The following is a 20,113-nucleotide window of genomic DNA, read 5'->3' as shown; positions in this document are numbered from 1 at the left end:
ACGTAACCGGGAGCCTGACCTTGACCGACCGCTACGCCGATACCGAACCGCTGATCCCGGACTGGGCGGGACCGGTCTATCTCGCCGTCTCGGTGATCACCTCGGTGATCTATTTCGGGTTGGACACGTTCACAGCGTCCACTTCCGGCCTTTTAGTGATCACCAAGGCCCTCAGCGTCGTGCTGCTGGCGGCCTATGCCGGGTTTTCGCGCGCGCCGCTGCTGACGCTGGCGCTGCTGGCTTCAGCGGGCGGCGATTTCGCGCTGGGGCTGAACCCGCCGGAACGCGAAGCCGGAATCGCCTTCTTCGCCGCCGCCCATCTCGTCTACGCCGCGATCTTCGCCCTGGCGATCTGGCGCGGCGGATGGCGGCGCGCAGGGCTGGCGATCGCCGCCGCACTGGCGGTGTTCGGCGTGGCGATGCTGCTCTGGCTGCGCCCGGGCATGGGCGAGCTCGCCGGCCCCGCCAGCGCCTATCTCGGCATCATCCTGGCCATGGCCATGCTGGCGGGCTTCGTGAAGGGTCCGCGCCTGATCGTCATCGGCGCGCTGGTCTTCATCGCCTCGGACGCCATCATCGCGGCGCGGTGGTTTGGCGGAACGCTGCAGCCGGACGGCTTTGACTGGCCCGCCGCGCTGATCTGGATCCTGTATTACGGCGCGCAGGTGGCGCTGGCGGTGGGGATTGTGCGGATGAAGCGGGCGAAACGCTCTGAGAGCGCATAGCGCCTGGTTTCAACATCAAGCGACGCGAACCTGCGGCTTCACATCGGCCTCGCCATTCAGCGCCCTGAGAATCGGACCGAGACTTTCAAGCCTGGGATTGCCCTGGACGCTGAGCATGCGCATCAGGCTTTTGCGCGGCGTGCCAGTCACGGCTTCCAGGCGCTCGAAACCGATTGTCGCGTTCACATAATCGCGCAGCATGGATTTGGCGGTGTCGATATCGCCTTCCAGCAATGCATCGAGCGCCTCGGCATAAAGCGCAGCGCGAAACTCCGGGTCACGCGCAGCGCGCGCCTGGATGGTCGCTTTGAAATCACGGGTCAGGGGCATGTCCGCCTCCCTAGAAATGTCCAGTATCCGGTCTGCTATCGCCGCCGATCGTCCTGCGCGCCTGCAGCCTTGCGGGTCTTGTATTCGGCCCAGAGATCGTGCGCGCGCCGGATGTCCTTTTGCTGACGCTGCTTGGTCCCTGCGCACAGGAGGATGACCAACCTTGCGCCGTCCTGCCCCAGATAGACCCGGTAGCCCGGACGGTAATCAATGCGAAGCTCGCTGACGCCCGCACCGACCGGTTCAAGATCGCCAACACCCCTCTCCAGTCGGCTGAGCGCACGTGTCACCCGCGCCGCCGCACGCGCCTCCAATTCCTCAAACCACGCCGCGAATGGTGCGGCTCCGGTCGGATCCTCGTAGACCGAGATGGAACGGGGCTGCACCTCACGCATCATTTAGTACCCCATGCGTTACCAATTTGCAAGCAGATTTCGGGGTCGCTCCATGTAAATCAGGTCGCGCACGTGACCGTCACACACGATCACGCCACGCCGGACTGGAAAAATCAATAATGGATGGAATATTGCGCCATTTAAAATGGCTTCACCAGCCTAAGCCGGCATCAGCCCGCGTTCAGTGGCCAGGCGCTTCATCTCGGTCTGGAGTTTTTCGAACGCGCGCACCTCGATCTGGCGGATGCGTTCGCGGCTGACCTTGTAGACATCGGCCAGCTCTTCCAGCGTCCGGGGCTCCTCGGTCAGGCGGCGCTCCTGTATGATATGGCGCTCGCGCTCATTGAGCCCGCCCATGGCTTCCTGAAGAAGCGTCATGCGGGTGTCGAACTCGTCGCTCTCGACCAGATCGTCCTCGGCGTTGTCGGCATTGTCGTCGGCCAGCCAGTCCTGCCACTGGCTCTCGCCATCGGCGCGCATGGGCGCGTTCAGCGAGGCGTCGGGACCGGACAGGCGCCGGTTCATGGAGATGACCTCGGCGTCGGTGACGCCCAGCTTGGTGGCGATATGCTCGACCTGTTCGGGTTTCAGATCGCCCTCTTCCAGCGCCTGCATCTGGCTTTTCATGCGGCGCAGATTGAAGAACAGCTTCTTCTGGGCGGCGGTGGTGCCCATTTTCACCAGCGACCAGGAGCGCAGGATGTACTCTTGGATCGCCGCGCGCACCCACCACATGGCGTAGGTGGACAGGCGGAAGCCCTTGTCGGGATCGAATTTCTTGACCGCCTGCATCAGGCCCACATTGCCTTCGGAGATCACTTCGGCGATGGGCAGGCCATAGCCGCGATAGCCCATGGCGATCTTGGCCACCAGGCGCAGGTGCGAGGTGACCATGCGGTGAGCCGCTTCGGTGTCCTGATGCTCCTGCCAGCGCTTGGCCAGCATGAACTCCTCGTCCTTCTCCAGCATGGGAAACTTGCGGATTTCGGCGAGATAGCGTGACAGCCCGCCTTCGGGCGTGATGGCGATCATGGAAGCATTGGCCACGGCGATTCTCCCCGGTCTCAATTGGCGCGGCAGGCTGGCTGGACCGGCGCGCGACCCTGCATGTAGGAAGCCGATGCGCGCGATGCGAGAGCTTCACAGTGCGTCTTAACCGTGTGCGGTCATCTGCGTTCCCAATGCAACACACAATCGCGCCGGAATTAAGAGCGGGGATGGACATTCCCTCTTGCCTGTCCGGCATACCCGGACTATCGCGGCGCGCATGAGCATTTCAATCCGCAAATCTGTCCCCGGGGACGAGGCCGCGCTGGCGCTTGTGGGCGCGGCCACCTTTCTGGAAAGCTATGCCGGCGTGGTGGACGGCGCGGCCATTGTGCGCCATTGCGCGCAGCGCCAGACCCAAGACATCTACGCCGCCGCGCTGGCCGATCCTGAGCACGCGCTGTGGCTGGCTGAAGCCGCGCCCGGCGCGGCGCCGGTCGGCTATCTCCACCTCGCCCCGCCCGATCTGCCGGTGGAGACTCGCCCCGGCGATATCGAGATGAAGCGCATCTATGTCCTGTCGAAACTGCACCGCTCAGGGCTCGGGCTGATGCTGCTGCAGGCCGGCCTGGCCCATGCCCGCGCCACACACTGCAAACGTATGCTGCTGGGCGTGTACAAGAATAATGCGCGCGCCATCGGCTTCTACAAGGCGCACGGCTTCCACAGTGTCGGCGAGCGCCAGTTCGATGTGGGCGGCGCGGTCTATTGCGACTGGGTGATGGCGCGCGATCTCTAGCGCAGCGGAGCGCCAAAACCGTCCGGCAGGGCGATCTCCCGCTCCAGCTCCACCGGGCCGGCCAGATGTACATGGCCGTCCTCAGTCCAGCGCACAGGCAGATCGCCGCCATCGGCCCGGATCACAGCCTCGCGCCCGGATCGCCGCTGCCGGGAGGCCGCCACCAGGGCGGCCGCCGCGCCCGTGCCACAGGCCTTGGTCAGTCCCGCCCCGCGCTCCCAGACCCGCAGGCGGATCAGGCCCGGTTCCAGCACCCGGGCGAAGCCGGCATTGACGCGCTCGGGAAACAGCGGATCGTGCTCCACGCCCGGCCCGATTGCGTCCAGCGGCAAGGCGTCGGGGTCGTCCACGAAGAACACCACATGAGGATTGCCCATGGACACCGCGCCGGGCCCGTCGAGGCGCTCGCCGCCCGGCAGATCCACCGCGTAGTCCATCCGCGCCGTATCCATGGCGCGGGCCAGCGGGATCTCCCGCCAGTCCAGACGCGCCGGACCCAGATCCACCTCCGCCCCGCCATCGCCGAGGCGGCGCGCGTTCAGGCGGCCGCCCAGCGAATTCATCTCCAGCCCATCGCCGGGCAAATCCTGAAACATCAACCAGGCGGCGGCGCGGGCCCCGTTGCCGCAGGCGCCGACCTCGCCGCCATCACGGTTCCAGACGCGCAGGCGCGCGTCGGCTTCCCCGTCCGCCTCCAGCGCCAGCAACTGGTCGAAGGGATGGGCCTGCGCCAGCGCCAGGATTGCATCCCGCGCCAAGGCCAGCGGCGCGGCGCCGTTGCGCGCGTCGATCAGGATGAAGGCGTTGCCCGCCCCGTTCATTGCCCAGGCTTTCATGGGGCGAGGCTTTACGCCCTTGCCCCTGTACACGCAATCGGGCGGACGCCTTGTGAGAATTTAATGCGGACGGCTTTGACGCCGCGCGCCGGGCGCTGTTGAATGCGCGCGCCTTTCAACCAAGGAGACTGCCCGATGCGCCGCTGGGGATTTAGCCTGACTGCCGCTGCACTGATCTCACTGGCGGCGTGTTCGCCCAATTCAGAGGATGCCGATGTGATGGACCCCGCCGCGCCCGCCGAGGAGGCCGATCACAGCGTCTCCGCCCTCAACCAGGCGATCCAGGCCGGCGAAGAGAATCTGGAATGGCTCGAAGAGGTCGAGGGCGAGGACGCGCTGGGCTTTGCGCGCCTGCAGAACGAGCGCTCGCTGGGCCTGTTGCAGTCCGATCCGCGCTACCAGACGCTTTATGATCAGGCGATTGAAGTGCTCGAAAGCACCGACCGCATTCCCTATGTCGCCGTGCGCAATGGCGAGCTGTGGAATTTCTGGCGCGACGCGCAGAACATTCATGGCCTGTGGCGCAAGACCAGCGTCGAGAGCTACGCCACCGGCGCGCCGGAATGGGATGTGGTGCTGGATCTGGACGCGCTGGCTGACGCCGAGGAGACCAACTGGGTGTGGGGCGGGTCGTCCTGCCTGAGCCCGGACTATCAACGGTGCATCCTGACCCTGTCGGACGGCGGCTCCGACGCTGCGGTGCGCCGCGAGTTTGACGCGCAGACGCGAACCTTCGTCGAGGACGGGTTCGTCATCCCCCAGACCAAGGGCACGGTGTCGTGGATCGACGAAGACACGCTGCTGATCGCCACCGCCCTTGAGGCGGACGAGACCACCAGCTCGGGCTATCCCTTTGTGGTCAAGCGCTGGACGCGCGGCACGCCCATCGAGGATGCGCAGGTCGTGTTCACGGGCGACAGCAGCGATGTGGGCGTGTGGCCCGCGCGCTTCGAGCAGGCGGACGGCACGGCCTATTTCGTCGCCATCCAGCGCGAAAGCTTCTTTGAAGGCGTCTACTGGCTGCTGCCCGAGGGCGCGACAGGCGAGCCCATCGCCCTGCCGCTGCCGCGCAAATCCACGCCCCAGGCCCTGTTCGGCGGCCAGCTGATCTTCACCACCGAGGAAGACTGGACGCCCGCTGAAGGCGGGCCGACCTTCCCGGCGGGCGCCGCCCTGTCCATCGACATGGCCGCGCTGGCGCAGTCAGGTGAGCTGCCCGAGGTGAGAACCGTTTTCGTGCCCGATTCCCGCCAGTCTGTCGGGTCGGTGGCGGCCACCGCCAATAACCTTCTGATGGTCATCAGCGACAATGTCGTCAGCCGCCTGGAAGCCTTCACCTATGAAGGCGGCGCCTGGACCAGCCAGCCCATCGAGGCGCCGGAGAACGCCACCATCTCCATCGTCACCGCCGATGACCAGAGCGATCTGGCCTATGTGAACGTGTCGGGCTTCCTCGATCCCGAGGCGCTCTATCGCGTCACGCCGGAACGGACGCTGGAGCCGGCCATGTCGGCGCCGGCCTGGTTCGATACCGAGGGCATGATCGTCGAGCAACGCCAGGCGCGCAGCTCCGACGGCACCATGATCCCGTACTTCATCGTCCGGCGCGAGGACGTCACCGGGCCCCAGCCTACCTTGCTCTACGCCTATGGCGGGTTCCAGGTGTCGCTGTCGCCGTCCTATTCGGGCGTGCGCGGCCGGCTCTGGCTGGAAAATGGCGGCACGTATGTTCTGGCCAATATCCGTGGCGGCGGCGAGTTCGGCCCGGCCTGGCACCAGGCGGGCCTTCGCACCAACCGGCAGCGCATTTTTGACGATCTGATCGCCGTGGCGGAGGATCTGATCGCCACAGGCGAAACTACCGCGCCGCAGCTGGGCGTGATGGGCGGGTCCAATGGCGGGCTGCTGACCGGGGTGATGTACACCCAGCGTCCCGACCTGTGGGGCGCAGTGATCAGCCAGGTGCCTCTGCTGGACATGATGCGCTTCCACCTGCTGCTGGCCGGCGCCAGCTGGCAGGACGAGTATGGCTTCCCCGACGAGAACGAGGAGGAGCGCGCCTTCCTGCGGGGGATTTCGCCGGTGCACAATGTGGACGAGGACGGCGATTATCCGCCCATCTTCATCCTCACCTCCACCAAGGATGACCGGGTGCATCCCGGCCATGCGCGCAAGCTGGCCTTCCTGCTCGATCAGCTGGGCCATGACATGCTGTACTACGAGAACATTGAAGGCGGCCATTCGGCGGCGGCCAATCTGCGCGAGGCGGCCAACCGCCAGGCGCTGGAATATGTGTTCCTGATGCAGACCCTGATGGATGGCGCGCCCGCGCCGTAAATCGTCCGGGCCCTGCCCGTCCCATGTGCGCCTCCCGCGTGCGACGGACGGGCAGGGTTATTAACCCTGTTGCAAGCTGGCCCCCTGATAGTCCGCGACTGACCGCCGCCACCGAGGGCCGCCCGCATGTTTGACTCCACCCCTCCGCCCGTTCCGGCCCCCGGCGCCAGCTTCGCAGACGCCACGGCGCTGCGCGATTATCTGCGCGCCCATCCCGAACTGATCACCCGCGATCCCGAATTGCTCGCCCGGGTCAACGAGGCCATCACCCAGTCCGGCGTCATCGACATCGCCGCCCACGCAAGGCGCAAGCTGGAAGCCGAGCTTGCCCGCGTGCGCGCCACCAATGCGGCGCTGATCGCGCTGGCCAAGGCCAATCTCGCCGCCCAGGCCCAGACCCATGCGGCGATACTGGCGGTGGTGGAGGCTGAGAGCATCGAAGCGCTGGACCACAAGCTGGCCGGCCGCGCCGCCGGGGCGCTGAGCGTCGACGTGATCCGGATTTTCATCGAAGGCTGCACGCCGCTGCCCGGCGCCAAGGCCATCCGGCCATGCTCGCCGGAACTCGTTGAAGCGCTGCTCGGCTCGCAGTCGGAAAAGCTCGGGCCGGTGGACGCCCGCTTTGCCGATGCGCTGTATGACGGTCAGGCAAGGGGCCTGCGCTCGGAAGCGTTGGTGCGGCTGGAGCTGGCGCGCAAACCGGCCGTGCTGTGCCTGGCCGCCCGCGACGGGCGCGCCTTCACGCCCGATCAGGGCGCGGACCTGCTGCATGTGTTTGCGCGTGTGCTGGAGCGGCGGATATCGCCATGGCTGGCGGGCTGACCCATCCCGAACTGCCTGCGCCGGCGGCGATCACCGCCTGGCTCGATCATCTGTCCGGCGAGCGCCGGCTGGCGGCGCGCACGCTCGAAGCCTATGCCCGCGATGTCAGCGGCCTGTTCGAGTTTTTAAGCGGGCATCTGGGCGGTCCGGTCACGCTGGACGCCCTGTCCCGGCTGGAGGCCGCCGACTGGCGCGCCTGGCTGGCGGGGCGGCGGCGCGAGGGCTGCGGATCGCGCACGCTGCAGCGCGGCCTGTCGGCGGCGCGCAGCTTTTTCCAATACGCACGCCGGCGCTGGGGGCTGGACAATCCGGCCCTCACCCTGGTCGAAGCGCCCAAGGCGCCCCGGCGCATGCCGCGCCCGGTGAGCGAGACAGCGGCGCGCGCCCTCATTGATGCGCCGGGTGAAACCGGCGCGCCAGCCTGGATCGCGGCGCGCGACACCGCCATCCTGTCCATCCTCTACGGCTGCGGTTTGCGGATATCCGAGGCGCTTGCTTTGACCGGCGCCGATCACCCCTTACCGCAAACCTTGCGCGTCACCGGCAAGGGCGGGCGCACGCGCATTGTGCCGGTCCTGCCCCAGGTGCGCGAGGCAGTCACGGCCTATGTGGCGCTGTGCCCCCACGCCATCGAACGCAAGGCGGCGCTGTTCCGGGCCGTGCGCGGCGGGCCGCTGGGGCCGCGCGCGGTGCAGGCGGCCATGGAGATGCTGCGCGCGCGCCTGGGCCTGCCGTCCAGCGCGACGCCCCACGCCCTGCGCCACGCGTTCGCCACGCACTTATTGGCCCATGGCGGCGATTTGCGGGCGATCCAGGACCTGCTGGGCCATGCCTCGCTGTCCACGACACAGATTTATGCCGATGTGGATTCAGGCGCGCTGGCGCGCCTGCACGCCGCCACCCATCCGCGGGCGCGCAAGCGCTCCGCCTGACATGAAAACGCCCGGAGCGATGCGCTCCGGGCGTTTTCATTGATCAGATCGGGCTGGATTCAGCGCATTTCCCAATACGGGCGGCGGCCCGTGAGGCTGAGCGAGAGCGGGTCGGGACGCGAGACATGGCCCGACAGGGCCAGAACCGCGACCGTGGCCGCCATGCCCGCCAGCGCCAGCACGCCCGTGACCTCAGGGGTCAGGAAGCGGGTGGCGAGCGCCGCGAATGCGAGCCAGGCGCCGATCAGAAGGATTGCAGTCAGTCGTGGCATATCACCCTCCATGGGCTGGCTTTTGATGTCACCAAAGTGTCACCTGAGCCCGCCGCTGTCAAGTTTTTTAGCAGTATACGGAGTTATGACGCGGTGCATATACTGCACGAATAATTTATTTTTCAATATCTTATGTTCGTACACAGGGCGCTGATTGCGGCGAATCAAGGCAAAACTCAGGCGCCGAACCGACGCTACAAGATCCGGTAATTCCGCTGTATACTGTACAATATATTGGGCCTTCTGGGCCAGTTTCGAGCTCAGTCCGCGCCCTGCACCCCCGCCATCACATCGATCCGGTCGGTGATGATTCCGTCCACGCCCAGCTCTATGAGCGCGGCCATGTCATCGGGGTCATTGATCGTCCACACCTGCACCGCCAGGCCGCGCGCATGGGCCGCCTCGATCAGGCGCGGATGGGCGACATCCAGGCCCGAGGCGCGCGGTGGAATCTGCATGGCGTGGGCGCGGGTCGGGTGAAATTTGGCAAGCCCCAGCCGGGCGGCGATGTAGAAGCTCAGCGCCTCGTTCGACGCCATGCCGGCGGCGACCTCAGGGCAGGCTTCGCGAAAATGGCTCATGGCGCTGTCATGGAAGGAGCCGACCATGACGCGCTCGCCCATGCCGGCGTCGCGGATCGTTTCGCACATGGCCAGCGCGGCGGCCTCTGTGTCCGGTTTGATCTCCACGATCCAGCGCATGTCCGGGTGGGCGGCCAGCGCCTCGGCAAGGGTGGGGACGCGCACGCCCTGTCCCGCGAACCGGTCCGGCGCGTCGCCGTCATAGCCGAAGGCCGCGTCGAGGCCCGTAATACCCTCGAGGGTCATCCCATCCACCCGGCCCGAGCCGTTAGTCGTGCGGTCCACCGTATCGTCATGGATCAGCACCAGCACGCCGTCAGCGGTCATCTGGGCATCGACCTCCAGCACATCGGCGCCATCGGCGACCGCCTGGGCCAGGGCTTCGAGGGTGTTGGCCGGCGCGCGCCCGAGCCCGGCGCCATGGGCGACGCGCTCGGCGCGGGTCTCCACGCGCGCCTCCAGCCAGGCATGGCTCACCGGCGCAGGGGCCGGCCACAGCGCGGCGCCCGTCCAGGCCAGTGCGATCAAGGCGATCACGATCAGAAAAAAGCGCATGGCAAGCTCCCCTCGGCTGCGTTTCGGGGACGCGTCCCCGCATGATAGCCGGAAGACTGGACCGGCTTGTTGACGCGGTCATGACAGGGCAGTCTGGCGGCGCTGACAAGGGGGCCAGGGGATCCGGCGATGCGCGCAAGGTTATTGATGCTGGCGGGCGCCGCCTTGGCCGTGCTGGTCGCTCTGGCCTTCGGCGCGCTGATGCTGGGCCGGACATTGTTCAATGAGCCCGGCGTGGCGCGCCTTGGCTCGGTGACGGATCAATTTGGCGAGGCGGGCGTATTGTTCGTGTTCGCTCATCCCGATGACGAGATCACCGCCAACGCCCTGATGGCGCGCATCGTGGCCGAGGGCGCGCCCGTCCATTTGTTCACCGCCACGCGCGGCGAGGCGGGGACCCAGTATCCGCCCGTGGTCGATCAGGCGCATCTGGGCGTGGTGCGCGAGGCGGAGGCGCGCAAGCACGGCTTTGCGCTGGGCGTGGCCAGTCATGCTGTGCTTGATCTGGGTGATGGCCAGCTGGAATACCGCCCGCTGGTGGACCTGACGGCGCTGGTGACCGACACCATCGCGCGCACACGCCCTTCAGCGGTGGTCAGCTTCCATCCAGACAGCGGCGTGTCGCTGCATCCCGATCACATGGTGATCGGCGCAGCGGCGCAGGCGGCCGTGGCCGCGCAGGGCGACGACGCGCCGGTGTTGGTGCAGGTGCTCGCCCCGCGCCCGGCCCTGCGCCGGTTTGGCGGCGCGCGCGGCCAGCATGTGGCGGCGCTGCAGCCGGAACCGGATTTCGCCGTGCCCGCCCCGGCGGGGCCGAAAATCCGCGCCTGGCGCACCCATCACAGCCAGTCGCGCTATCTGCAGGCAGCCTATGGCCTACCGCCCGGCGTACTGCACCGGCTCTGGACGCAGGAATACTACGCCATCGCGCCGGCGCCGGCGGGCGGGCAAACGGGACTTGCGCAGCATGAGTGAACACCGTTCAATCACGCGCCATGAGTGATCTGGTGACCCTTGCCGGCGTGCTGGTAGGCTCGGCCCTCGCCGTCGGGCTGATTATCGGGCTCAACGCCGTGCTGGGCGGCTGGGCCCCGTCTACAATTGACAGCGTGCAAACCGGGGCCGAGGCGCTGGAGCGCGACGTGCTGGGCTTTCGCGCCGGAACCGAAGGCGTTGTCGCCACTGACAAGCGCGCAGCCCTGGTGATGGAAGCGGACGGGGCGCGTTTGGGGCTGGCGCTGAGCCGGGGCGATGTCATCGTGTCGCGGGCGCTAAGGCCCGGCGAGGTGCGCGGCGCGCAGGCGCAAGGCGCGCGCCTTGTGATAATCATGGATGACTTTACGCTGCCGCACGCCCATCTGACGCTGGCGGACGAGGATGCGGCCCGGCTCTGGGCCGGGCGGATAACCCGGTTCGCCCATGGCGAGCCGCAAGAGATCTGATGCGATGGATGCACCTGAGCTGCCTGATCCGATCCTGTTTGCGATCCCGGCCTTCGTGGCGCTGATCGTGGCCGAGATGATCTATGCACGCGTGACGGGGCGGGCGAAGTTCGAGCCGCGCGACAGCGCCGCCAGCCTGGTCATGGGCCTGGGCAATACCGTGTCCGGGATCATTCTGGGCGGCGTGGCGCTGACCTGGTTTGTGTTTATCGAGCAATACGCGCTTTTCGACATCGGCTGGGCGTGGTGGGCGTTCGCCGTGTGCTTCGTGCTGGACGATTTCGTCTATTACTGGGCCCATCGCTTCGCGCATACCGTGCGCTGGTGGTGGGCCGACCATGTGGTTCACCATTCCAGCCAGCACTACAATCTGACCACGGCGCTGCGTCAGCCCTGGCTGAGCCCGCTGACGCTGAAATTCATCCTGTTCGGGTCCTGGCTGGTGCTGATCGGCTTTCCGGTGGCCATGGTGGCCTTCGTGGGCGCGCTCAATCTGGTCTACCAGTTCTGGATCCACACCGAGACGGTGCGCCGCCTGCCCGCGCCCATCGAGGCGGTGTTCAACACGCCGTCCCACCACCGCGTCCATCACGCAATCAATCCGCGCTATCTCGACCGCAATTTCGCCGGCGTGTTCATCATCTGGGACAAGATGTTCGGCTCGTTCGAGCCTGAACGCGACGACGAGCCCTGCCGCTATGGCATTGTGCGCCAGCTGGGCACGCACAACCCGCTGAAAATCTGTCTGCATGAATGGGTCGGCATCGTGAAGGATGTGCGCTCGGCGCGCTCCATCCGCGAAGTGCTGGGCTATTGGCTCGGACCGCCTGGCTGGTCGCCCGACGGCAGCCGCGACTGCTCCAAGACGCTCAAGAAGCGCTGGATGGAGCAAAGACGCGCGGCGGACGAGGCCCAGACCGGGATCGAGCCGCCCGTGCAGATCCGGGCGGCGGAGTAACTCTGCGCTGGACAGGCGCGGCCTCCTGCCTCATGGTGTCCATAAAGTGAACGCTGTTCACACCTGCGTCAGACAGGGAGCGTTCGCCAATTGGGCCGGACCGCCTGGCCATTCCCGGCGCGGCGGACGGCCCGGCTGATCCTCGGGAGGACGCCCATGACTGCGCTGCGAGACCTCTACCCCATGCCTGGCATTGATGCGCACTGGCATGTGCCCAACGAATTCGAAGCCGTGTTCGACTGGCGCTTCGATGAGGGGCGCACCACGCTCATGCACCTGTACCAGAAGGGCAAGGACATGCAGTGGGATGCGGTCAACCGCATCGACTGGACGCTCGAGCTCGATCCTGAAAACCCCATGCAGATGCCCGATGAGGCCGTCGCCATTTACGGCTCGGATGTCTGGAACCGCATGACGGCGAAGGAAAAGATCGAGCTGCGCCGCCACACCCAGTCCTGGAACGTGTCGCAATTCCTGCAGGGCGAGCAGGCCGCGCTGCTGGCCGCCGCCAAAATCGTGCAGGCGGTGCCCGATCTCGACGCCAAATTCTACGCCGCCACCCAGGTAATGGACGAGGCGCGCCATGTGGAGGCCTACCGCAAGCTCGTGGGCAAGTTCGGCGTCGCCTATCCCATGACCGATCCTTTGATGGTGCTGGTCAACCAGGCGCTGTCAGACAGCCGCTGGGACGTGACGTATCTGGCCATGCAGGTGGTGATCGAGGGGCTGGCGCTGGCCGCCTTCGGCACGATCCGGGATCTGGCGCAGAACCCGCTGGCGCGCATGGTCAACGCCTATGTCATGGAAGACGAGGCACGCCATGTGGCGTTCGGGCGGATTTCCTTGCGCGATTATTATCCCCAGCTCACCCAGGCCGAGCGCGACGAGCGCGAGGAGTTTCTGGTGGAGGCCTGCTATCTGATGCGCGACCGCATGACCCAGAGCCGCGAGCTCTATGCCGTGCTCGGCCTGCCCGAGGACGAATGCAAGGCGTTCGTGGAAAACTCCGAGATCGTGAAGCTCTACCGAACCATGCTGTTCCAGCGCATCGTGCCGATTGTGAAGGATATCGGCCTGTGGGGGCCGCGCATCCAGAAGGCCTATACCGATATGGGCGTGATGCACTACGCCGATCTCGACCCGCAGGCGTTGCAGGACGATGACGAGCGCGTGGCGCGCGAGCTGGAAGAGAGCCTCGATCCAGGCAAGGCGCGCCGCGAGTATATCGAGGCGGTGGCTGCCCACGGCGCGGCCGGTCACGCCGAATAGGAGAGCTTTTCCCGCGCCGCCTTCCCTCGCGGCCGGCGGGAAACACCCTGCCGCCCTGCACCCCTCGCAGGGCGGCATTTTCTTTGGGCATGCGTCAACGCGAAAACGCCCGCCGGAGACCGGCGGGCGTTTCAGATTTCAGACGCTGAAAAAATCAGGCCGCGGCGGTCTGGGTCTTTTTCAGTTCGCGCTTGATCTTCTGCGCGCCGGCCGACAGGTCCGCATCGCGGGCCTTCAGCAGGAAAGCGTCAAACCCGCCGGCATGATCCACGCTGCGCAGGGCCTTGGCGGCGACGCGCAGACGGAAGGAACGGCCGAGGGATTCCGAGGCCAGCGTCACCTGCACCAGATTGGGCAGAAAGCGGCGCCGGGTCTTGTTGTTCGCGTGGGACACGTTATTGCCCGACATCGGGCCCGTGCCCGTAAGTTCGCAGCGGCGCGACATGGCTTCCACCTTGAGCTGACAGATTAATCCGGACGCGCCGCCGCAGGCCCCGTTTGAAAAGAGGCGTCTTGCGGCGCAAGAGCGGGCGATCTAACCGACGCCAGCCGCGGCGTCAAGGCGCAGGCGTGCTCCGGCGGCATTCATCTTGCAGCCATATTGGCGCCGGTTTCATATATCACAGGCGGTCTGACCGCCCTCGTCCAGACAAGGCTGACTGTCATGACCCTGCGCCCGATGCTCGCCGCCCTCGCCTCCGCTGCCGCGGTGTTCAGCGCGTCCGCAGGGGCTGCAGCCCTGCCCGAGCAAATCCATGTGGAGTATTCCGGATCGGTGCTTGTGGCGGTGCCGGTGGCCAACATCACGATCTCGGCCTGGCTGCATGACGAGACCTATGCCGGCGCGGCCAATTTCCGCGCCGGCGGACTGTTGCGCTGGTTTGACGACACCGACATCGTCGCCAGCACGACCGGCTACCGCACGGGCGATGACGGCCGCGCGCTGAGCCCGTGGCGCTACGAACACATCAACCACGCCAGCGGCACCAATCGCACGGTGGGGATCAATTTCGCCGACGGCATGGCCGTGCCGGACGTGAACCCGCCGTTTGGCTCCATGGGCGAGCCGCCCGCCAGTGATGCCGAACGCCAGGGCGCGTATGACCCGGTGACGGTGATGCTGAACCTGATGCTGTCCCAGCCCCAGGGCGAGCGCCCGTGCGAAGGCCGCCTGCCGGTGTTTGACGGCAAGGCGCGCTATGATCTGCGCCTGGAGGCCGGGGCGATGGAGCGGGTCGCCTCGAGCGGGTATCGCGGCCAGGCGCTGCGCTGCCGCGCCTATCTGGAACCCGTCAGCGGCTATGACGAGGGCAAGCGCCCGACGCCTGAAGACATTGCCCGGCCAATCAATATCTGGCTGGCGCAGATGGAGGGCGCGTGGGTGCCCGTGCGCTTCCGCGCCCGCACCCGCATCGGCGATATCAATATCGTGGCGACCCGCGTCTATGCCGGGCCGATGGTGCAATAGGGGCCTTCAGCGCGCCGCGCTGCGCCCGCCCCCTTATTCAAGGCCGCGCATCACCCTAGATTAGGCGTCAGGGACGGCAGCCCCGGAGCGCGCCATGACCGCCCGTCACGCACGGCCCGCCCCCGTCACTGCGGTGCTGGGGCCGACCAATACCGGCAAGACCCATCTGGCGCTGGAGCGCATGATGGCGCGTGCGTCAGGCGTGATGGGCCTGCCCCTGCGCCTGCTCGCCCGCGAGCTCTATGACCGTGTGGTCAAGGTGAAGGGCGCCCACGCCGCTGCGCTGATCACCGGCGAGGAAAAAATCGTCCCGCCCCATGCGCGCTATTTCCTGTGCACGGTGGAGGCCATGCCGCTGGACATGCGCCCCGCCTTTCTGGCGGTGGACGAGATCCAGCTGGCCGCCGACCCTGAGCGCGGCCATATCTTCACCGACCGGCTGCTGCATGCGCGCGGGACCGAAGAGACCATGCTGCTGGGCGCGGCCTCCATGCGCCCGATCCTGCGCCGGCTGATCCCCGAGGCCGTGATCGAAACCCGCGAGCGCTTCTCCACGCTGAGCTATGCCGGGACGAAAAAGCTGACCAAGCTGCCACGCCGCTCGGCTGTCGTCGCCTTCAGCGCCGAGGATGTCTACGCCATGGCCGAACTGGTGCGCCGCCAGCGCGGCGGGGCGGCGGTGGTCATGGGCGCCCTGTCGCCGCGCACCCGCAACGCGCAAGTGGCGCTGTATCAGTCGGGCGAGGTGGATTTCCTGATCGCCACGGACGCCATCGGCATGGGCCTGAACATGGATGTCGGCCATGTCGCTTTCGCCAGCTACACCAAGTTTGACGGCCGCAAGCGGCGGCGCCTGCACGCCCATGAGATCGGCCAGATCGCCGGCCGCGCCGGGCGTTTCCGCACTGACGGCACGTTTGGCGAGACCGGCGAGGCGCGGGCGCTGGACCCCGAACTGATCGAGCAGGTGGAGAACCACGAGTTCGAGCCGGTGACGCGCCTGGTCTGGCGCAATAGCGATCTGGACCTCACCGATCTGCAGAGCCTTCGGGTATCGCTGGGCGCCCCGGCGCCCCACCCGGCGCTGGAACGGGTGCGCTCGGCTGTGGATGAGGCGGTGCTGGACATCCTCACCCGCGACCCGGAGGTGCGCGAGCGGGCGGCAAGACGCGGCGGCGCGGCGCGGCTGTGGGATGTGTGCGGCACGCCGCAGTTCCGCAAAGGCACGCTGGACGAGCACGCGCGCCTGGTCCGCTCGCTGTTTTTCTATCTGTCAGATGGCGATGCCCGTCTGCCCGACGCCTGGCTCGACGCCCAGATCGCGCGCCTGGCCAAGACGGCGGGCGATGTGGACGCGCTGGCCCAGCGCCTGACCCAGGTGCGCACCTGGTCCTATGCCGCCCACCGGCCATCCTGGACGGGCAATCCGTCCTACTGGCAGGCGCGCACCCGAGAGGTGGAGGATGCGCTGTCCGACGCCCTGCACGAACAGCTGACCGCGCGCTTCATCGACCGGCGCACCAGCGCTTTGATGAAGGGCCTGCGCGAAAATATTGATCTGCAGGCCGGGCTCGACGGCTCTGGAGAAGTCACTGTGGAGGGCCATTTCGTCGGGCGCCTGGACGGGTTGGCGTTCCGCGCAGACGCGGCTGGCGGGCCGCTGGCGCGCCGGGCCGTGGCCAATGCCGCGCTCAAGGCCGTACGCCCCGAAATCAACCGGCGCCTGGGCCAGCTGGCGCGCGCGGAAGACGATGCGCTGGCGCTGGACGAGGAAGGCCGCGTGCTGTGGCAGGACGAGCCGGTGGCGCGCCTGACCCCTGGTCCCGACCCGTTCACGCCCGGCGCCGCGCTGATTGGCGGCGAGCTGGGCGCAGCTGAAGCGGGCGCCCGCGCCGAGCGCCGGCTGGAGGCCTTCGCGGCGGATCAGGCGCGCGCCGTTCTGGGACCGCTTTTGAGCCTGCGTGAGGCTGTGGGGGCGCGGACGGGCGGTCTGGACGGTCTGGCGCGTGGGATTGCCTACCGGCTGGTGGAAGGTCATGGCGCGGCGCCGCGCCAGGCGCTGGCCGCTGACATCGCTGCGCTGTCGACCCAGGAACGCCGCCAGCTGCGCTCGGCCGGCGTGCGGCTGGGCGAGCATGGCGTGTTCATGCCGGCGCTCCTGAAACCCCGCGCCGCGCGCCTGAACGCTTTGCTGCATGCGGTTCATACGGGCGACGCGGCGCGCGCCTTCCGTCCGCCGCCCGGACGCACGAGTGTGGCGCCGGACCCGTCGCTGGATGCCGCGGCTCACGCCTGCGCCGGGTATCAGGTGTGCGGGCCGCTGGCGGTGCGTCTGGACATGCTCGAACGCCTCGCCGACCTGATCCGGGATGCCCGCCAGGCTGACAAGTCGCGCCGTTTCACGCCTGCGCCCGAGATGATGAATTTGCTGGGATGCGACGAGGAGGCGCTGTGCGGGGTGCTGCGCGCGCTGGGCTATCGCCGCGTACGCAAAGCCGAAGGCGGCAGCCCGGAACTGTGGGCCAGCCGGGCGCGCCGCGAACCCGATCGCGAGGCGCCCGGGACGCCGCCGCCCGCCGACACGCCCTTCGCCGCCCTGGCGGCGCTCAGCCTCACGCCCGCCGCCAACCCTGCCGCAGCCCGGCCCGCCAAAGCGCGCCGTCCCCGGCCGCGCCGCGCCGCCCGGGACAAGCGCGCGTGACGCCGGAGTCAGAAGCGGCGAGCCAGCGCTGCGATATCTGGCTGTTTCGCGCCCGCCTTTTCAAATCACGCGCGCTGGCGGCGGAGGCGATTTCGGCAGGCCGGGTGCGCATTGAGCGATTCGGTCAGGTGCAGCGCCTGACGCGCGCGGCGGCGCTGGTGCGCGCCGGGGACCGGCTAGTGTTTACGCGCGGCGGAGACGTGGTGCGCATCGCCGTCCTGGCGCTGGCTGAGCGGCGCGGTCCGCCGGCCGAGGCGCGCGGGTTGTACGAGGCCGAAAGCGGGGCTGGCTGAGCGCTGGACAAGCGGCGCGATTGACAAACCGGCGCGCGGACGCCAAATCCCGCTCCACGTCCCGCCCCAGGTTTGATCATCAAAGGTATTGCGCTTCCTCGATGACCTACATCGTCACTGACGCCTGCATCCGCTGCAAATTCACCGACTGTGTCGAGGTCTGCCCCGTAGACTGTTTCTACGAGGGCGAGAACATGCTCGTCATCCATCCCGACGAGTGCATTGATTGCGGCGTCTGCGAACCTGAATGCCCGGTCGAAGCGATCAAGCCGGACACTGAAGATGATTCGGACGGCAAATGGCTGGCGATCAATTCCAAATATGCGGCGAGCTGGCCCAACATCACCGTCAAGAAAGATGCGCCCCCTGACGCGGCGGATTTTGAAACAGAGACGGGAAAGCTGGAGAAATACTTCTCCGAGAAGCCTGGCTCAGGCGAATAGCCGCGCCGGCCATCCAGTTAAGCTTTGGTTAACTCATGTCCGTATGCGGCGCGTCTTCGCGCGCGCAGCACGTTGAGTTTTGGCCGTTTTTGTGTTATATCCCTGACATATCGGATAGACCGCCATCTGGCGGCCTGAGGATGTCTGTCTTGAACTGATCATCTTTCAAGAATCCCGCCTGCCGGACCGATGCCAGGTCCGCACGCGGTTTTTCTTTATGTTCAGTTCGGCCCGGCCGGGCGCGCACGTCCGCCGGCAAGCGCATGTGAAGTCGGGACTGTCATCATGGCTGGCGCAGTCCCGCACTCCGGGGACGCCAGCCCAAAAAGGACACGGGAGCCTCCATGACAAAGAAAACCGCCAACGATAACAAGTCGTTCAAAAAAGGTGATTACATCGTCTATCCCGCCCACGGGGTGGGCCGGGTCACTGGCGTCGAGAAGGAAACCGTCGCCGGGTTCGATATCGAGGTGTATGTGGTCTCGTTTGAGCAGGACAAGATGACCCTGCGCGTGCCGACCTCCAAGGCGACCACGTCGGGCATGCGTCCGCTGGCCAGCGAACAGGTGCTGAAAGACGCGATCGGCACGCTGAAGGGCAAGCCGCGCATCAAGCGCACCATGTGGAGCCGCCGCGCCCAGGAATACGAAGCGAAGATCAATTCGGGCGATCTCATCTCCATCGCCGAAGTGGTCCGCGACCTGCACCGTCAGGAAGACCAGCCCGAGCCATCCTATTCCGAACGCCAGCTCTATGAATCGGCCCTCGACCGCATGGTGCGCGAGGTTGCCGCCGTGGAGAAGGTCGACCGGGACAAGGCGCTGGAACTGCTGACCCAGACCCTGACCAAGAAAGCCGCTTAAGCCTCACCGGCTTGCAGCGCATACAAAAACGCCCCGCTGGCGACAGCGGGGCGTTTTCTGTTTGGGTGCAGCCTACAGGCCTGAACCAGCCCTCTAGGGCCAGATGGCTTCCGGCGGCATAGACGACAGAATGCTCTCGATATTGCCGCCGGTTTCCAGACCGAACTTGGTGCCGCGGTCATAGAGCAGGTTGAACTCGGCATAGCGTCCGCGCCTGATCAGCTGCTCGCGCCGGTCGGCTTCAGTCCAGGGCGTGCCCATGCGCGCGCGCACAATGGCCGGATAAGCCTCCAGGAAGGCCTTGCCCACATCCTGGGTGAAGGTGAAATCGGCGTCATGATCGCCGGTGTCGAGATGGTCATAAAATATTCCGCCCGTGCCGCGCGGCTCGGCGCGGTGCTTGAGCCAGAAATACTCCTCGCACCAGGCCTTGTAGCGGGGATGGTATTCCGGATCAGCACGGTCGCAGGCTGCCTTGGCGGCTGCGTGAAACAGCACCGTGTCCTCGAAATCGTCCTGGCGCTGATAGTCCTGGGTCGGGTTGAGGTCCATCCCGCCGCCAAACCAGCTCAGCTGGGTGGAGATGAAGCGGGTATTCATGTGCACCGCCGGCACATGGGGATTGCGCATATGGGCGATCAGCGAAATGCCCGTGGCGGCGAAGCGCGGGTCTTCCGCGGCGCCGCGCACCTGACCGGCAAATTGCGGCGAGAACCGCCCGTAAACGGTAGAGACGTGCACGCCGACCTTTTCAAACAGGCGCCCGCGCATCAGGCCCATCACGCCGCCGCCCAGATCCTCCGCCCCGTCGCCGCGCTTCCAGGGCGTCAGCTCGAAGCGGGCCGGCTCGCCCGGGTAGAGCGCAGGATCGGCGGCGTCTTCCAGCGCCTCGAACGCGGCGCAGATCTGGTCGCGCAGGGATTCAAACCAGGCGCGCGCGGCCACGGCGCGCGGTTGGCGGGCAAGATCGGCAGGTTCAGTCATCGAGATGCTCCCCATGTGTCATCCGGGTCATGGCCCAAACGGCCTGCCCCTTGCAAGTGCTTGTGGCGACGCAGGGTGGCGCATGCGGCGGCGCGCGGCTAGTTTGCCCGCCCGTTCCGCC

The 20,113-nt window shown here is 66.9% G+C and carries 22 protein-coding genes; 14 read left to right on the top strand and 8 right to left on the bottom strand.

Going from position 1 to position 20,113, the window contains the following annotated elements:
• Positions 1 to 20: 20 nt before the first annotated feature.
• A complete protein-coding gene (locus L2D01_01465) occupies positions 21 to 725 on the top strand; it encodes a lysoplasmalogenase (GenBank protein WBQ10453.1) in 705 nt (234 codons plus the stop codon).
• Between the two features lie 15 nt (positions 726 to 740).
• On the opposite strand, the gene L2D01_01460 is transcribed toward L2D01_01465, so the two are convergent.
• The 3 genes from L2D01_01460 to rpoH form a co-directional block, all read right to left on the bottom strand.
• Positions 741 to 1,055, bottom strand: a complete 315-nt coding sequence (locus tag L2D01_01460; GenBank protein WBQ10452.1) for a transcriptional regulator — start codon at positions 1,053 to 1,055, stop codon at positions 741 to 743.
• Between the two features lie 35 nt (positions 1,056 to 1,090).
• Complete coding sequence (locus tag L2D01_01455; protein ID WBQ10451.1) at positions 1,091 to 1,453, bottom strand: type II toxin-antitoxin system RelE/ParE family toxin; 363 nt, start codon at positions 1,451 to 1,453, stop codon at positions 1,091 to 1,093.
• Between the two features lie 156 nt (positions 1,454 to 1,609).
• On the bottom strand, positions 1,610 to 2,497 hold the full coding sequence (gene rpoH / locus L2D01_01450; GenBank protein ID WBQ10450.1) for an RNA polymerase sigma factor RpoH: 888 nt from the start codon (positions 2,495 to 2,497) through the stop codon (positions 1,610 to 1,612).
• 220 nt (positions 2,498 to 2,717) lie between these two features.
• Between rpoH and L2D01_01445 the strand changes: the two genes are divergently transcribed.
• Complete coding sequence (locus tag L2D01_01445) at positions 2,718 to 3,236, top strand: GNAT family N-acetyltransferase (protein ID WBQ10449.1); 519 nt, start codon at positions 2,718 to 2,720, stop codon at positions 3,234 to 3,236.
• Here L2D01_01445 and dapF read toward each other — a convergent pair.
• Entirely contained in the window at positions 3,233 to 4,072 is an 840-nt protein-coding gene (dapF, locus tag L2D01_01440) for a diaminopimelate epimerase (protein WBQ10448.1), read from the bottom strand. The two genes, L2D01_01445 and dapF, sit on opposite strands and share 4 nt — an antisense overlap.
• Positions 4,073 to 4,207: 135 nt before the next feature.
• Here dapF and L2D01_01435 point away from each other — a divergent pair, with 135 nt between their 5' ends.
• The 3 genes from L2D01_01435 (at position 4,208) to L2D01_01425 (ending at position 8,163) form a co-directional block, all read left to right on the top strand.
• Complete coding sequence (locus L2D01_01435) at positions 4,208 to 6,409, top strand: prolyl oligopeptidase family serine peptidase (GenBank protein WBQ10447.1); 2,202 nt, start codon at positions 4,208 to 4,210, stop codon at positions 6,407 to 6,409.
• Between the two features lie 126 nt (positions 6,410 to 6,535).
• The gene (locus L2D01_01430; protein ID WBQ10446.1) at positions 6,536 to 7,231 is read left to right on the top strand and encodes a DUF484 family protein; all 696 of its coding nucleotides are present in this window, start codon (positions 6,536 to 6,538) and stop codon (positions 7,229 to 7,231) included.
• Positions 7,216 to 8,163 carry a tyrosine recombinase XerC gene (locus L2D01_01425; GenBank protein WBQ10445.1) on the top strand — a complete coding sequence of 316 codons (948 nt, stop codon included), beginning with the start codon at positions 7,216 to 7,218 and terminating at the stop codon, positions 8,161 to 8,163. Before L2D01_01430 ends, L2D01_01425 begins: the two co-directional genes overlap by 16 nt.
• A gap of 59 nt (positions 8,164 to 8,222) precedes the next feature.
• Here L2D01_01425 and L2D01_01420 read toward each other — a convergent pair whose 3' ends face one another.
• A complete protein-coding gene (locus tag L2D01_01420; protein ID WBQ10444.1) occupies positions 8,223 to 8,435 on the bottom strand; it encodes a hypothetical protein in 213 nt (70 codons plus the stop codon).
• A gap of 260 nt (positions 8,436 to 8,695) precedes the next feature.
• The gene (locus L2D01_01415) at positions 8,696 to 9,571 is read right to left on the bottom strand and encodes a glycerophosphodiester phosphodiesterase (GenBank protein WBQ10443.1); all 876 of its coding nucleotides are present in this window, start codon (positions 9,569 to 9,571) and stop codon (positions 8,696 to 8,698) included.
• Positions 9,572 to 9,700: 129 nt separating this feature from the next.
• Here L2D01_01415 and L2D01_01410 point away from each other — a divergent pair, with 129 nt between their 5' ends.
• The 4 genes from L2D01_01410 (at position 9,701) to L2D01_01395 (ending at position 13,240) form a co-directional block, all read left to right on the top strand.
• Positions 9,701 to 10,546, top strand: coding sequence for a PIG-L family deacetylase (locus L2D01_01410; protein ID WBQ10442.1), 846 nt, complete (start codon positions 9,701 to 9,703; stop codon positions 10,544 to 10,546).
• 20 nt (positions 10,547 to 10,566) lie between these two features.
• Positions 10,567 to 11,013: a hypothetical protein gene (locus L2D01_01405; GenBank protein WBQ10441.1), complete on the top strand. Its 447-nt coding sequence runs from the start codon at positions 10,567 to 10,569 to the stop codon at positions 11,011 to 11,013.
• A gap of 4 nt (positions 11,014 to 11,017) precedes the next feature.
• Positions 11,018 to 11,971, top strand: coding sequence for a sterol desaturase family protein (locus tag L2D01_01400; GenBank protein ID WBQ10440.1), 954 nt, complete (start codon positions 11,018 to 11,020; stop codon positions 11,969 to 11,971).
• A gap of 156 nt (positions 11,972 to 12,127) precedes the next feature.
• Entirely contained in the window at positions 12,128 to 13,240 is a 1,113-nt protein-coding gene (locus L2D01_01395) for a ferritin-like domain-containing protein (protein WBQ10439.1), read from the top strand.
• 154 nt (positions 13,241 to 13,394) lie between these two features.
• Here the strand turns inward: L2D01_01395 and rpmB are convergent, their stop codons facing one another.
• The gene (gene rpmB, locus L2D01_01390; GenBank protein WBQ10438.1) at positions 13,395 to 13,685 is read right to left on the bottom strand and encodes a 50S ribosomal protein L28; all 291 of its coding nucleotides are present in this window, start codon (positions 13,683 to 13,685) and stop codon (positions 13,395 to 13,397) included.
• Between the two features lie 219 nt (positions 13,686 to 13,904).
• On the opposite strand from rpmB, the gene L2D01_01385 reads away from it, so the two are divergent.
• The 5 genes from L2D01_01385 (at position 13,905) to L2D01_01365 (ending at position 19,008) form a co-directional block, all read left to right on the top strand.
• Positions 13,905 to 14,708: a DUF3108 domain-containing protein gene (locus tag L2D01_01385; protein ID WBQ10437.1), complete on the top strand. Its 804-nt coding sequence runs from the start codon at positions 13,905 to 13,907 to the stop codon at positions 14,706 to 14,708.
• A gap of 94 nt (positions 14,709 to 14,802) precedes the next feature.
• The gene (locus L2D01_01380; GenBank protein WBQ10436.1) at positions 14,803 to 17,409 is read left to right on the top strand and encodes a helicase; all 2,607 of its coding nucleotides are present in this window, start codon (positions 14,803 to 14,805) and stop codon (positions 17,407 to 17,409) included.
• Entirely contained in the window at positions 17,406 to 17,702 is a 297-nt protein-coding gene (locus tag L2D01_01375; GenBank protein WBQ10435.1) for an RNA-binding S4 domain-containing protein, read from the top strand. The genes L2D01_01380 and L2D01_01375 overlap by 4 nt, the downstream gene beginning before the upstream one ends.
• Before the next feature lie 101 nt (positions 17,703 to 17,803).
• The gene (locus L2D01_01370; protein ID WBQ10434.1) at positions 17,804 to 18,145 is read left to right on the top strand and encodes a ferredoxin family protein; all 342 of its coding nucleotides are present in this window, start codon (positions 17,804 to 17,806) and stop codon (positions 18,143 to 18,145) included.
• A 344-nt stretch (positions 18,146 to 18,489) separates the two neighbouring features.
• On the top strand, positions 18,490 to 19,008 hold the full coding sequence (locus L2D01_01365) for a CarD family transcriptional regulator (protein ID WBQ10433.1): 519 nt from the start codon (positions 18,490 to 18,492) through the stop codon (positions 19,006 to 19,008).
• A gap of 93 nt (positions 19,009 to 19,101) precedes the next feature.
• On the opposite strand, the gene hemF is transcribed toward L2D01_01365, so the two are convergent.
• Complete coding sequence (gene hemF, locus L2D01_01360; GenBank protein ID WBQ10432.1) at positions 19,102 to 19,992, bottom strand: oxygen-dependent coproporphyrinogen oxidase; 891 nt, start codon at positions 19,990 to 19,992, stop codon at positions 19,102 to 19,104.
• Positions 19,993 to 20,113 lie beyond the last annotated feature (121 nt).

The sequence above is a fragment of the Hyphomonadaceae bacterium ML37 genome, assembly GCA_027627685.1.
GTDB lineage: Bacteria > Pseudomonadota > Alphaproteobacteria > Caulobacterales > Maricaulaceae > Oceanicaulis.
The sequence above is the reverse complement of the archived record's forward strand: the minus strand, read 5'-3'. Positions and strand labels throughout refer to the sequence as shown.